At 51.8% G+C, this 14,767-nt stretch carries 9 protein-coding genes; 4 read left to right on the top strand and 5 right to left on the bottom strand.

The genetic code is table 11. The features are described 5' to 3' along the window. Positions 1 to 2 precede the first annotated feature (2 nt). Positions 3 to 335: a hypothetical protein gene (locus ACO0LL_RS18280; RefSeq protein ID WP_422952262.1), complete on the bottom strand. Its 333-nt coding sequence runs from the start codon at positions 333 to 335 to the stop codon at positions 3 to 5. Positions 336 to 665: 330 nt separating this feature from the next. Here ACO0LL_RS18280 and ACO0LL_RS18275 point away from each other — a divergent pair, with 330 nt between their 5' ends. After that, entirely contained in the window at positions 666 to 3,863 is a 3,198-nt protein-coding gene (locus ACO0LL_RS18275) for a diguanylate cyclase (RefSeq protein WP_422952261.1), read from the top strand. A 190-nt stretch (positions 3,864 to 4,053) separates the two neighbouring features. Here the strand turns inward: ACO0LL_RS18275 and ACO0LL_RS18270 are convergent, their stop codons facing one another. Beyond that, positions 4,054 to 6,132, bottom strand: a complete 2,079-nt coding sequence (locus tag ACO0LL_RS18270) for a hypothetical protein (protein WP_422952260.1) — start codon at positions 6,130 to 6,132, stop codon at positions 4,054 to 4,056. A gap of 269 nt (positions 6,133 to 6,401) precedes the next feature. Between ACO0LL_RS18270 and ACO0LL_RS18265 the strand changes: the two genes are divergently transcribed. The 3 genes from ACO0LL_RS18265 to ACO0LL_RS18255 all read left to right on the top strand — a co-directional run bounded on the left by ACO0LL_RS18265 (position 6,402) and on the right by ACO0LL_RS18255 (position 10,529). Next, on the top strand, positions 6,402 to 7,433 hold the full coding sequence (locus ACO0LL_RS18265; protein WP_422952259.1) for a hypothetical protein: 1,032 nt from the start codon (positions 6,402 to 6,404) through the stop codon (positions 7,431 to 7,433). 146 nt (positions 7,434 to 7,579) lie between these two features. Continuing rightward, positions 7,580 to 8,365 (top strand): substrate-binding periplasmic protein, encoded by a 786-nt coding sequence (locus tag ACO0LL_RS18260; protein WP_422952258.1) that lies wholly within the window; start codon positions 7,580 to 7,582, stop codon positions 8,363 to 8,365. A 478-nt stretch (positions 8,366 to 8,843) separates the two neighbouring features. Next, positions 8,844 to 10,529: a chitinase gene (locus ACO0LL_RS18255; RefSeq protein WP_422952257.1), complete on the top strand. Its 1,686-nt coding sequence runs from the start codon at positions 8,844 to 8,846 to the stop codon at positions 10,527 to 10,529. A 113-nt stretch (positions 10,530 to 10,642) separates the two neighbouring features. Here ACO0LL_RS18255 and ACO0LL_RS18250 read toward each other — a convergent pair whose 3' ends face one another. From ACO0LL_RS18250 to ACO0LL_RS18240, 3 genes are all read right to left on the bottom strand, one after another. Further along, positions 10,643 to 11,701 carry a cupin-like domain-containing protein gene (locus tag ACO0LL_RS18250; protein ID WP_422952256.1) on the bottom strand — a complete coding sequence of 353 codons (1,059 nt, stop codon included), beginning with the start codon at positions 11,699 to 11,701 and terminating at the stop codon, positions 10,643 to 10,645. A gap of 113 nt (positions 11,702 to 11,814) precedes the next feature. Further along, the gene (locus ACO0LL_RS18245; RefSeq protein ID WP_422952255.1) at positions 11,815 to 13,827 is read right to left on the bottom strand and encodes a glycosyl hydrolase family 18 protein; all 2,013 of its coding nucleotides are present in this window, start codon (positions 13,825 to 13,827) and stop codon (positions 11,815 to 11,817) included. 334 nt (positions 13,828 to 14,161) lie between these two features. Further along, positions 14,162 to 14,746 carry a metal-dependent hydrolase gene (locus tag ACO0LL_RS18240; RefSeq protein ID WP_422952254.1) on the bottom strand — a complete coding sequence of 195 codons (585 nt, stop codon included), beginning with the start codon at positions 14,744 to 14,746 and terminating at the stop codon, positions 14,162 to 14,164. Positions 14,747 to 14,767: the final 21 nt, after the last annotated feature.

Raw genomic sequence — 14,767 nt, 5'->3', positions numbered from 1 at the left:
ATTTACACCCTGGCGACGAGCGAGCATGGTATGTTTTCAATCATTGTGCAAAGCAATTTCCCTGATAGGGGTTTGAATCTTTCTATGCCAGCAGCGCTATGTGCAAAATACTCCAGCACATCCTGGCAGATGGGCACTGCCAATGCCTTCCGCTGCGAAATGCGCGGAGGCAAGGGACAATCAACAGCCACGGCTCCAGTCGTATAGTTGATCATGCGCAGCGATACCCACGCCGGCATGGTAAAGGCATCACCGTCCATCCGAACGCAGCCGTCCAGCTTGTGGCTGACCTTAACTTCTGTTGAATGCGATATGTCTTCCAGGTTATGCGCCACGATCTGATGCCGGGATGTTTTAAGAAGCCTGTGTGTCAACTCCAGCCAATAATGTTACTGAATATGAAAACCCTCCTTCATGTTGACACGCATAAGACTTATGGGTAATTTGATGTTAGCCGCGCCTGCCGTCTTTGCTTATCACAATAGATACGCTACCCCTAATTCCAAGAAGCATGTACGCCTTAAGTATTTACGAAGCACTCTTTAATATTTGTAATCTTTAATATTTGTAATCTTTAATATTTGTAATCTTTAATATTTATTTGGTTTTGCTTAAGTATTGCTCTTATCTGCACTGGCAAATAAGCCTGGGACTACCCTCTATCTATGGAATTCACTAGCGAAAAACTTTGTCGGCATAGCTTGAAGTCGCAGCTTGCAAAGACCATTCAATATGTCTTTGGCATCATTGCTTTTTGGGTGTTTTTGCTCAACGCAAACGCATCATTGCCGTTGCCAAAGGCAAACCTTGATGCGTCTTCCCTGGTATCGCGGTGGTCGTCACTGTCGGATACGGTGTTCCGCAACTTTAGTGTTGGCTATGGGCTGCCTCACCCAATTGTCACCGCCATTGCGGAAGATGGCGATGGTTTCATCTGGGCAGGCACACAAGATGGCCTGGCCCGATGGGACGGCTACCGTTTTCGTGTTTTCGGACCAAACCCTCTTGACCCCAACACTTTGCCAGACAACTTTATTTCAGCGTTGCACACTGATCGCCAGGGACGGCTCTGGGTAGGTACTGGCAGCGGTGGACTTGCGCGCTATGACCGTGACAATGACCGCTTCATCCGTTACCCATCAGGCGGTGCCAATGGATTGAGCGATGTCGCGATCAGCAATATCACCGATGACGACGCAAAAGGTATGTGGATTACAACTAACGGCGGGTTGGATCATCTCGACCAGAACACAGGTGCAATCAAGCATATTCCTCTCGGTCCGACGGATGCCAGTCCGCTGGAACGTGTAAAGGCAGGTGCTGCCCTGCACGACAGCCGCGGCAACTTGTGGGTCGGAACTAATAAAAATTTGCTGCGCCGTGAGCGTGGCGGCAAGCACTTTGTACCTGTCACTCTGACAGCGGATGCAAATGCGCCACAGCCAGCAGTAAGGCATCTCTACCAGGGCAGTGACGGCCATATTTGGGTCGGGACTAAAAACAGTGGTGCATTTGTCCTGGACCCGGTGACCGCAAAAGTGGTCGTGGTAACAGAGTCAGGCCCTACAGTGTCGCTATTGTCCTCCCAGGCGATTGATGCCATCGTCGAAGTACATCCCGGAGAAATCTGGCTAGGCACCCACGGACATGGCATTGTGGTGGTTGACACGGCAACCATGCATACCCGCAGGCTGGGTCATGACCCAAAGCTCGAAGCAAGCTTGAGTCACGACAATGTATGGGCAATGCTACATGATCGCGCCGGGCAGGTCTGGGTGGGCACTAATCACGGCCTTGGCCGGCACGACCCTACTCAGACTGCCATTCTCACGCTTTACGGTGATTCCAGCCGTCCGAATGGGATTTTCGATTCTGATATTGAATCTCTTTTGGTTGCCAGTGACAGGCGAATCTGGCTCGGTTTTGGCATTGCAGGAATGGATGCTATCGATCCTGAACTAGGGCGTGTTACCGCCTTGCGCCCCGATCCAACCAAACCAAAAACAGCCTTACCACATAGCATCATCACTTCTATGGTCGCGGTGCCTGATGGCGATATCTACGTTGCCACACTGTACGGTCTATATCGCCTTGATCGTGACGAAAAAAACCTGACCCGCGTTGACTTGCTGCAAAATAAAGCCATACTCAGCATACGAACACTCAGGGTGGATGGCAAGCGCTTATGGATCGGCACCCAATCAGACGGTTTGCTGACCCTGGATTTTGCCGACAAGGCAGCCCTTGGCGTTCGCGCAGAATATACCAGGAATTTGACGGATCAACGAATACTTGCCATAGAGGGCGGCAAACCTGGTTCATGGTGGATCTGCACACGAAATGGTCTGAATCTCCTTGACTCGCTTCATCAGACAATCGAACGCATTTTACCTGATGCCACTGATCCAAAGTCGCTGTCAAACGGCTATGTATCAACGGCATTGACCGATTTGCAAGGACGGTTATGGCTTGGCACCCAGGGCGGCGGAATCAACGTTCTCGAATCCCGCAATGCAGAAGGACGCCCACTTTTTAAAAGACTAGGTATCAAAGAAGGATTACCGAACGCAAATATCAACAAATTGCTGCTTGATGGTTCCGGTAATATCTGGGCCAGCACCGATAAAGGCCTGGCCGTTGTCGATGCACGGACTTTTGCCATCCGGGCACTTCAAAGCGCGGATGGCGTGGCCATCCCTACCTACTGGAACGATTCAGGGGCGGTGACCACTCATGGGGAATTGCTATTCGGGGGTTTAGGTGGCTTGACCGTAGTGCGCCCAGAATTGGTGAAAGCGTGGACTTACCGGCCACCTGTCGTCGCTACCGATGTCCGGCTCGGCGGCAAGCTTGTGCCGTCGGGGCGATTCAATGGGGAACTGGCAACGCAAGATAGTGAGTCACTCATTATTACTCCCGAAGCCAATAGCGTTGCGGTCGAATTTGCCGCCCTCGACTACACAGATCCCGAACGCAATCGCTATGCCTACCGGCTTGAGGGATTTGAAGAAGACTGGGTTGATACCGACCCCTCGCGGCGAATTGCCAGCTACACAAACCTGCCACCGGGCAAATATACGCTACATGTGCGCGGCGCCAATCGTGCAGGCATGTGGACCGAAAAAACGCTCGATATTCCGATTCGTGTGCTGCCTGCGTGGTATCAGACATGGCTATTTCGAATAGCAATTCTGCTTTTAGCTATCCTGTTTGTCTGGCAGTTAGTCAAGTCCCGCACTGCTCAGTTGAACAAAGCTAAACACCATTTGGAAAGTCTGGTCAACCAGCGCACTGAAGAACTGTTCAGGAGCAACGAGAAACTGACTCAACAGGCCTTGCAACTGGAGTTACTGGCATTTCAGGATACATTGACTGGCATTGCAAATCGCAGGCGTTTTACAGAGCGCTTCGACTTTTTTAGCGAACTGGCCAATCGCAATAAAACTGGCTTTACACTGCTGCTGATTGATCTTGATAAATTTAAAGCCATTAATGATACTTACGGGCACGACGCCGGTGACGCTGTCCTGGTTGCCACGGCAAGACAATTAACGCTCGCCACACGCGCTGTCGATGTGGTGGCCAGGCTGGGCGGTGATGAGTTTGCAGTGCTTCTGGAGTCTTGCACAACAGAAGAAGCAATAAGAATGGCATGTGAACGAATTATGCAGATGTGCCGTGTACCTATCGCTTTTTCTGACATGCAATTCACCGTGTCGATGAGTATCGGAGCCTCAGTTTTCGGTATTGATGGGAGTAAGCAGGCAGAACTCTATGCGGCTGCCGATCTTGCGCTATACGCAGCTAAAAGGGATGGTCGCAATACCTGGCGTATGGCAGGAAAAGCGGGGCAGCAGGAATGAGGGTTCTGTTACATGGGCAAGCGCCTTTGCAACAGCTGTGACTTACTGCAGATGACCAAGTGCGTCGTGGTTTCATGCAAACCGGCATTTCAACAAGTCCGCCAGCGCGAACAGCGATGCTTGACAGATTGCAATGAACAAGTGCTGCGGCAAAGCCGCCGCACTTGTTCATTGCGCATCATGAAGCCAGCTATTTCGTGTCAACCGTTCCATCGCCATACTCTTCTATCGCAGGGTCGAGATTTTCCGGTGCATGAAGTATAGCCGGTCCTCTGGAACATGCCTGCCGGGTAAGGTATTGTGTCAAACCTTCTGCCCGCACTGCGGGTGGAATTGTCGCCCGCATTTCGCTTAACAATTCTTCAGTCGCTCTGACTATCCATTCCACGCTGCGATATTTGGGTGAGACGATTTGTATATTTTGTGAATCAGTCTGATCAAAGAAGCCATGCTGCAGTTTGTGTCTGACGTAAGAAAGCGCTGTGATGCCGGGTATGGTGCGTTGCTCCAGATAAGCCTGTTTACCTTCTTCATCATAACGGACGACGATATCCGGGAATTCATATCCCTCATCTTCCAGCAACGCTTCGCTGACGATCGCTGGCAATAGTGGCCTGGCATCTTCATGCCCCACCTCAAACAACAAAATTTTCTTGAGCTTTTTCATTTCCTTTTGTTCTTCTGTGTCCGTCTTTTGTATGGCAATTGTCGGAAAATATTCACGGATAAAAGCATTGGATTTACTGATCAACTCGTCCCTGCTAACTTCAGGTTTATGTTTGAAAAACCTGTCATCCATATCCATCATCTTCCAGGCATGGTTCAGGTCATGAATCAGGAATTCGAGTGGAGATTGCCAAAACTCATCAACATATACAGGCTCGGTTGATACGCCGATAAAATACACTGGCGTACCGCGTATTTTCATGAGATCAGTCGCAGAGATATTATCGAAACTGGGGATGATGATGACTTCTGGCAAGCGTCGCATCAGTTCTTCATAGCGGTACCAGTATTTCTTTTGGAAATGCGTGCTTAAATTCTTTTCAGTGCGGCAGGCTACATCAAAAAATCCTACGGCTTCAAACAGGATGCGCAAGGTGGGCTCATACGGGCACATCGCTCCATTCTGTATAGTGACGTGGTGCAGCTTGTGTAGCAACTGATCGCGCATAAAAGCCAGCGCTGCGTCGTTGCGGCATTTTTCTTCCATCGCCGGGAGTGTCATCTGGCTGCGGAAGTATTCGACCACGGGCAACAATTCCAGCACAGGTGTATTAAGGCTATTGTGGTTCTGTTCAAAGCGCTGGCGCAATTCACGGTATAAATCTACCGGGTTCTTCACCCATTCGCGTATCCATTCATGGTGTGAAACACCCTGCGTCCTGCTGAAATTTTTTGCGACCAGTGCTGCAGCTATCTGCTTGTGGTGACCAAAGGCAAACGAGCCTTCTTTCGCATACGGCGTCGTCATCACGCTCTCGGGCAGCCACCTGCCGTGAACACCTTTGGTATCGGCAATCTCAACGAGAAACCCCAGCGTATCGACAATATGGCGCGGGTCAGAGGGAACGGCAATTTCTTTCAGATGGTCGCGATAGCTGTGCGTCACCGTCCTGTCCATATAGATACGGGCTTCATTGCTGGTTGCACTCTCCACTTCATCGCGGACAAAATAGTATTTGCGCCCATCTTCTTCTGCAATGCCGTATTCTGGCGCCAGGGATGCAAACACCTTGCTGCCAGTGACCCGCAATGCGGCAAAAATATTGGCGGGAATGCCGCTCGCATTTTGCTCATCTTCATCCTGCAACAGCCCACCGGGCAGCGCAATGCCTTCAGGAAAAATCGTGCGGTCCAGAACCAGAAATTCGCGGCCATGTTGCCCTTCACGCATGACCAGCACATCAACCGTCTTGCGCACCATGATGCCCTGATCTATGCGCTGCCTGGCACCGGTTTTAAGCTGCTGATCCGTCACCAGGGCTTGCACCACTGCTGACTGAGGGTCCATATCCAGGTATTTGCCTATGCACTCTTGCATGTAGTTCTTGCGGGCCGGGTCACGCAGGCGATGGAACCAGTAAATCATGTACAACAGCGATTCGGCATACAGACTGGCGGGAAAGCTTTGCGTATTGAGATGCACGGCGTGCTTGTCAAGTATGTCGATAACGGTTTCCGTAACCTTGTCTGCCTGCATATCCGGGAGCGGGGTGGAAGTTTGTGCGCTCGTTTCTGAAGCAGGCGCAGATGCATTCGATGTCATATTGTTTTTCCTAACAAGTTCTCAGATGTCGCGTGTTCGCATGAAACATGTCTGTATTGATCTCTAACACTAGCAGAATTGATGCATGTTCTCATATTGCCATTAAATCACAATGGAAACCGACTATCATACTGCTTGAACTATGCGGCAAGGCCAATCTCGCCGCATCCGGGATTTGAAAAATATTAAACACACCGAGAAAGCCAGGTATGGTCCACTGCGCTGGAAAATACTATAAAAAATCAAGCAGCCTCATCCTCAGCATATTCATGCTGGTGTTCACAACGTCATGCTGGGCAGAATCACTCACTCTCGCCGGCAAAATAGGTACATCGCCTGTTGTTATGGAACTGGAGTTGAATAAGGGAGATGTGCAGGGCCGTTATTTTTATCGCAGGCATCATCTGGATCTGGCTCTTGAAGGTCAGTTGCGTGACGACGGTAGTCTGGCCTTGACAGAAGTCTCTGCAAACTCCACGGCAGCGAATGCTGAAATGGTATTGCGACCGGGGCCGAATGGCGCATGGCAGGGAAACTGGAAAACGCGCACGCGCTCTGCTGCCCTGCTTGTGCAGTTATCGCCGTTAAAGACACTTGCCAGCTCTGTAGCCGGATCAAGTGCCTATGACCATGAACGGCTGCAAGGCCTGCCGCTGCGTCGTGAACATGCTGAAACGGTAGCAGATAAAAAATTGCAATGGTGGATAGAGCCCGTGTCTGGAGTCAGGGCGTTTCGTTTTGACAGTGGCTACGACGCCACTGTCATGGCAAGTCTTAATGCACGGCTATCACAAGAACAGACCATAGCCATTACCGTTTTTTTCGCTTGCCAGCTCGATTATTCGCGCCGTTATGGCTCCGCGCAAGCAGCTGATTTCAGCTTCAGTGCCGAGCCACGTTTATTAACGACGACGCTAGTCAGTATGCGCTTTAGCACAGTAAGCACTTGCAACAGCGGCGGATTGTCTATCCATGGATCAAGCATGAATGTTCAGATTCCTGGCCTGCGTGAACTTGAGCTTTCACAACTGATCTGGGGTGAGGATAAACCAGTCGTAGCGGACCAGTCTGCACTTTCCAGCTGGATCGCAAATGCCATGCAAAATCTTTACGGCAACGACATGGCCGACCTCAAAGAACGATGTGCCGCCAGGGATGAAGAGATCTGGCGCCAGCCTGCATGGTCAATGACAGCGGCAGGAGTCACGCTGGAGCCTGTCTTTTCACAAAACAAGCAAGGGCCATGCGGTGGAGAATGGCTTTTGCCATGGACCATGTTCAAGCTTAAGCCAGTGCGTTGACGCGTGACGGTGGCTGGCCCCGTAAAGTCTGCGTTGAAACTAGCTGAGACATCAGGTACGCTGGCGTACAATGTCAAAAAAGCCTCTACTGAGCCAGGCTGTGGCGACAATCAGGGGGCGCATAAAATATAAAATGGAGGCGTTACGTGGCTGCTTTCGCATTGAGCATCAAAGGCACACGCTGCTTTATTCTGTGCATGGCGTCGCTGTTATTTTTTGCCTGCCCCGTCAATGCGCAAAGCCTGATCAGGATTGCTGCGCAAGAGGCATCTGCCCCCAAATTCATCCCCATACTGCAAGATGGCAAACCCGCGGTTGGCGGTGTATGTGTCGATATCATGCGGGCCATAGAAGCGGTGGAGCCTGGCATCAAATTTGTCGGTGACCAGAACTGGTTGCCGCTGGTCAGGATACTGGGCGGGCCTGTCGATGCGATTTGCGGTATTCTGCATACCAAAGAACGTGCCCAGCTCTACGACTATGTTGATCCACCGGTTATTTCAGTCAATTACCTGCTGGCCGTGCGTGCCGACGACGACATACAGGTGTCAGGCTGGGATGACATACGCAAGCTCGGCAAGGATGGCATTATCCTGTCCATGCATAACTATGCCATCAATGAGCGTTTGAAGAGTCTCGGTGGTTTGCAGGTCGATTCGAGCGCCGTCTCATCCAAATCCAACCTGAACAAATTGCTTGCGCGCAGAGGTCGCTTTTATTGTCACCGCTCGCCCGGCATCGTTGCAGAAATACGGCAGGCAGGGCTGGAAGGCCAGATCAGACTGCTACCCAAGGTGATGCTGAAAGATGAGCTTTACATGGTACTGTCAAAAACCCTGGCAGTGGAAGATGCGAGGAAAATCAGGGCAGCAATCATCTTGCTTGAGCGTCAGGGTACATTGGCGAAATTATTTGAAAAGTATCAGGAGTAATCCTGCACCTGGGCGACTCTGCGGCTGGTAGTCCTGCCAGATTGTCCAGCACATCTGGCTCATCGCATCCTGGCAGCACCCAGTACCCGCCACCCAAGAGATAACAGCTCACAGGCCCGTTCCAGCGCCTACGCAAGCTGGTGCTGTACCTGTATTCAACATCGTCCCATCAGCAATCATCCATGCTGATAAAAAAGCGCTAATACCACTGTTGCAAACTGTCAGGGCTGGTCTGATCAAGGAACAGTCAAAGCAAGGCACATACTGTTTACCTGATTCTTATTTCCATTGCATCTTGTTGCCTTCCAGTTAAGTGGTATTTAAGTGGCAAGATAAAAACAAAACCAGTTGACGTCCAAATTCATGGCCTACATGCTTGAATCCTGAGCGCTTGTCTGTAGCAAGGGCAAGCGTATCAAGAATGTATCTGGGGAATAAACACATTTTCTGAATTCACAAAATCACGGGGGAGACGGCAGTGGAAAATACAACTTTAAGAAACCTGATTCAAAACATGCTGGTGTGTGCGACGAGCGGTAGTTTGCTGGTTGCATGCGGTGGTGGCAGTGGTAGTGCGGCAGGCAACGGGCAGACAAACACGCAGCCACAGGCCCCGCCGGCAGTGGCTTCAACAGCCTGCTATGCGGCATGGGATGCAGCAACAGCCTACAACGGCGGTGCCCTGGTCAGCACCGGTGGTAATAATTATGTGGCGAACTGGTGGACGCAAAATGAAAACCCCGCGACCAATAGCGGTGCGTCTGGAAGCGGCAAACCCTGGACAGGCAAAGGCGCTTGTGATGCCACGCCAACGCCTACCCCAACACCAACACCAACACCAACACCCACTCCAACGCCCACACCGACGCCTACGCCAACCCCAACGCCCACGCCAACACCGACGCCTACTCCCACACCAACCCCGACGCCGAGCTGTTCTGCCTATGTCGCCGGTACCCAATACACCGCTGGAAAAGTGGTCAGCAATGCGGGTGGCTTTTATCGTTGTGATGTAGCAGGCTGGTGTTCTACCGGTGCATCGGCTTATGAGCCTGGTGTAGGCTGGGCCTGGACTAGCGCCTGGACATCAGTCACATCAAGTGCCTGCCCTACGCCGACACCTACCCCAACGCCTACTCCGACACCAACACCGACGCCTACGCCTACGCCTACGCCTACCCCCACACCAACTCCAACACCGACTCCCACGCCAGTCCCTGGTCTGGCCAAGCATGCGCTGGTCGGTTACTGGCACAACTTTACGAACCCTAGCGGTAACACTTACCCTATCGCACAGGTCAGCAATGACTGGGATGTGATTGTCGTTTCGTTTGGTGACAATGCAGGCGGTGGCAATGTGAGCTTTACGCTGGACCCAGGTGCCGGTAGCGAGGCGCAGTTTATTGCAGACATCAAGACCAAGCAGGCGCAAGGCAAAAAAGTAGTACTGTCACTCGGTGGCCAGAATGGTTCAGTCTCGGTGGGCTCTGATGCAGAGGCGACCAACTTTGCCAATAGCCTGTACGGCATCATCAGCAAATATGGCTTTGATGGTATCGATCTTGACCTTGAAAACGGTGTGGCGCAGGGTGCAGCTATCCAGACTTATCTGCCAGTCGCCGTCAAGAAACTGAAGGCCAAAGTCGGGGCGAATTTCTACCTGTCGATGGCACCGGAATGGGTCTATGTGGAAGGTGGCTTTACTTCTTACGGTTCGATCTGGGGTGCCTACATCCCCATCATCAATGCGCTGCGCGATGAGCTGACTATCCTGCATCCGCAGTATTACAACAATGGCGATATCTATACACCTTACCAGGCTGCGCCACTCAGGGCAGGGTCGGCAGACCAGCTGGTGGGCACGGCAAAAATGCTGATTGAGGGCTTTACCTATGGCGGCAATACCTTTGCCGGCTTGCGCCCTGACCAGGTTGCTTTTGGTGTGCCGTCTGGCCGTAGTTCAGCCAATTCCGGCTTTACCACTTCGGCAGACGTCAGCAATGCGCTGAACTGTTTAACCAAGTTGCTGAACTGTGGCACCATCGTCCCCAAACAGGCTTACCCTGGTTTCAGAGGGGTCATGACCTGGTCTATCAACTGGGATAAACATGACGGCTACAACTTCTCCGCGCCGACCAAGGCTGTCTTGAAAACCTTGCCTTGATGTAGAAATGCCTTGCCTGTCAGATGACAGGCAAGGCATGGATAGCTGATATAAAAAAACTGCGCTCCGGCATACGCCGCAAGCGCAGTTTTCTTATGATGAAAGACTGTTGATCAGAAGTCGTGATTGGCCGGGTAATTACTGAAGAAGTCATTATCCCAGCGAAAATTTGTCGCAGCGATAGTGACAGAAATATCCAGTGATTCTACAAAATGCCACCATCCCACAGGCAGGAATAATATCTCGCCCGGTTCCAGTATACATTCCAGCACAGGCACATCCCGCATCTGAGGGAAGCGTGTCAGGTCAATATCGCGGCCATCAACTGGCGTAAAGCAATGCCGCTCATTTTGCAACTTGGCGAGGTGGCATGGCGCGATGAGTTTGACGCGTTTGCGCCCCATGATCTGAATCATGAAATTATTGGTCAGGTCGTGATGGAAAGGCGTAATGGTTCCCGCCGGGCCAAACCAGAAAAAGCCTTGCTTGCCCTGATCTGTCTTCAGGTATTCTGGCAATGAAGGCACATCTTCCCACAATTCATTAAGTGCTTTGCGGTTGCTGGAATCGTTATTGGCGGTCATGTACATGTCATTGCTATGACCGTTCTTTTCTACCAGATCAACATAATCACCAAAGCGCATCTGGCGTTTGTGGGCGATGCTGTTCATTTCATAATTGGCGTCGCTATTGCGACCAAATTGCACTTCCACTTGGCGCTCAGAAAAATGTTCACGGAACCAGGCCAGATTCCAGCGGCTGCGCGCCGGGCAATCATCGAGCATGCCGGTAATGATGACGGGGCGGTTTTGCTGGTAATAGTCATGCAAAAACTGTTCGCCAGATAATTGATGTTGACGTTCCAGTACAAGCGGTTCTATCTGGTCGAGTTTGGCAGTGATGGCCAACACCCAGTCACGCTTGTCGAGGCGGTTCTTGAGTCTTTGCATGCCCTGGAAATAAGGGCTGGACAAAGCGGCACTGATTTCCAGCCTGGCAATATGCAGGCTGAAGGAATTTTGTTGCAAGACATTTTCCAGTGTTGCCGGATGCGCGCCGAGTAGCAGATTTTCTGCGATCCAGCGGCGCCACTCATCACTCATGGATTGAGTTGCATGAGTTGACTGAGTTGCCTGCTTTGTCTGCGTATGCAAACCGAGTTGTGCATTCATTTGCTATCCTCTCGCTGAAAAAACTGCGGATGTGATTGATATACACATCACATCCGCAACCCTACATTGTGACAGTCCACCTGAGATGAACTATAACATTTCACTCCTCAGATTTACCGCCCTTTCCAGACTTCGCTACCCAGAGTACCGCTTGCATCGCCGTCCAGTTCCCAGGTAAATGCGCCACGCAGGTTCTGGTCGCGCACATACTTCATTTTAATGGCAATGACAGCAGGATCATCATAACTCCACCATTCACCATTATTGGTCAACAACATCAACTGCTTTGTCACCGGGTGCAGGGTGCGTGTACCGGTCTTGTTTTTCAAGACCTTGTAGTCTTCTATCCCTGCCTCATAAGTGGCCGGTGCAGCTCCACCGGTTGCCTGATACAGCCCATTGCCATTTGGCCCGGCACTGACCCCTTTCCAGCCACGCCCGTAGAATGGGATACCCAGCAAGATCTTATTGCGTGGCATGCCAGCTGTGACCAGCGCCTGGATGGCGTCATCACTATTGTACTTGGCAAGCACACCCGTGGATGGGTCTGCAGTGTCATGGTACAGCGGTGAATGGAAGTTGGTGGTGTTTTCCCAACCGCCATGGAAGTCATACGTCATGACATTCACCCAATCCATATACTGGCTATACAGCGAAGGCTCGGTCTGGGCGATCTTTTCAGTGCCCGCACCAATTGCTGCGGTCAATGCATAACGCTTGCTGTCGAGAGCCCCTTGCGCATCGAGTTGCGCGCGGAATTCTGCCATCAACAAAGTGAAGTTATGCTTGTCGTTGGCGGCATCAAAAGTGTTGTATGGCTGCCCGCCACCACCTGGGTATTCCCAGTCAATGTCGATACCATCAAACACACCTTTGGCTGCACCAGGACCACCGCGGCCATCCTGCACTGGCAAATCACCTGCAATGAATTGCTTGACGCAAGACTTGGCGAGTTGCTTGCGCAGGGCATCGGTCTTCGCTGCTGCAGAGAAGAACTTCGACCATGTCCAGCCACCAAGTGAGATGAAGACTTTCAGGTTCGGATGTGCTGCCTTCAGCAATTTCAGTTGCGCAAAATTGCCGGTCAGTTTGGCGTCCCAGGGGATGGTTTTGCCATCGACGGTGCGGGCCGGCTGACGCTGGTAATCGGCAAAGGCATCACCACCGGTACCCGCGTCTGCTGGTGCCGGCACGTTATTGCCAGTCTCTGCCTTGGTCACCATGTCGCATTCATAGCCACCATTTTTTGCATACACATTGCCGAAGGCATAGTTAATGAAGGTCAGTTGATCAGCGACACTGGTCTGCACGCCATTGACTGGTGTCTGCGTGGTGTGAATATCTGCCACTTCATAGCCACGGCCATACACGCCCCATTGTGCAAAGTAGGAGCCAACTTCGCGGCCACCGACTGGTGTCGGAGTAGGTGTTGGCGTTGGCGTCGGTGTTGGCGTCGGTGTTGGCGTTGGCGTCGGTGTTGGCGTTGGCGTTGGCGTTGGTGTCGGAGTTGGAGTCGGTGTTGGGCAGGCACTGACAGTCACCGCAGTCCAGGCACTGGTCCAGGCCCAGCCTACACCGGGCTCATAGGCAGAAGCACCGGTAGAACACCAGCCCGCGACATCGCAGCGATAATAGCCACCGGCATTGCTGACGACACTGCCTGCCAGATAACTGGTTCCCGCCACATAAGGCGCGCATCCTGATGTAGGCGTAGGAGTGGGCGTTGGTGTCGGAGTGGGCGTTGGTGTCGGAGTGGGCGTTGGTGTCGGAGTGGGCGTAGGTGTTGGAGTTGGAGTCGGCGTGGGCGTTGGAGTCGGTGTTGGCGTGACCGCACTGACTTCCCATGGTCCCCATTGTTCTGTGCCCGGCACATTCCCCTGCGTCCACCATTTGGCTTTATAGGTAACGCCCTGATAAGTTACGCAATTACCCTGGGTATAAACCTGGGTATTGCTCCAGACTGCACAACTGCTGGGCACTTCTGCAGGCGGCATTGCCATGTGCGCACCGGCCTTGGGTGTATCTGTCAAACTATTGGTGTTGCTTCCTCCACCGCAGGCTGCCAGCATACCGCCGACCAGACTGAGCATGAGGTGATTAATGCGAATTCCAGTTCTATGTCTCATCCTATTCCCCCTGAACTGTTGATAGATAAATGCCCCGGTTTTGTGGGGTCATTTTCGTCGTTCCTGTTTCATTTTGAGCAGAAACTGAGGCAACGATGTTGCTTAAATATCAGGCGGTCAAGTGGTTTTTTTGGAAACAAAATATTGTTACAAAGTAAGAGTCCAATTCAGCGCATCGGGCTTTGGAAATTAAAAACTGTGGGGCGTAAGGATAAAAAAAGGTAAAGCATTTGAGATACCATAACAATACCAATAATTACAATTAATCAAAGTGGTATTACGACCAAATACTAGGTATTGGTTAAAAAATTTACCATGATGCTGGAGTCAGCTATCAGATAGCTGCCAGCCTCCCTCCGGCAAAGACCAGGCCTGACCACATCACCAGTACCAGCAGGATTTCTGGCATGTAGCTGCGCACAGGCACGCGTCGCACCATTATCACTATGGCCACCAGCATGGGCAAAAGTAGGCACGCTTCCATGATCAGGTTGCGCCAGAACGCATAACTGACCAGCCCGGTATGTGAAGCCCCAGGCAGCAACACCAGAGGCAGAGAAAACTCCGTTGTCACAAACGGCCACAACAAAGGCAGAGCCCGTCCTACCAGCATATCAAGCAAGAGATGCGAGCATGCCGCCAGCAGCAATATCCAGAAACCCGGCATGGCAGGCGATTGCCGCCAGATGCGGCGAACAAGGTAACAAGCAACTGCACCTGTCATCAGGCAGAACAGCAGCGAATGCGTGAAACGCTGTTCATAGCGCAGATGAAAAAACCAGATGCCAAAATAATCAAAGTCAGGTGCAATCGCCAGCAAAACCGGCAGAGCCATACTGACATGAAGCCGTGGCCGCTGATCGCTGCGGCAAAAATACAGCGTCAGGCCAGCGGCGACATGGGCCAGCAAAGAAGACATCGGTGAAGGTGGCCAAATGGC

This window comes from Undibacterium sp. TC4M20W (assembly GCF_049340245.1).
Taxonomy (GTDB): domain Bacteria; phylum Pseudomonadota; class Gammaproteobacteria; order Burkholderiales; family Burkholderiaceae_D; genus Undibacterium.
This window is presented reverse-complemented; position numbering and strand designations above follow the sequence as displayed.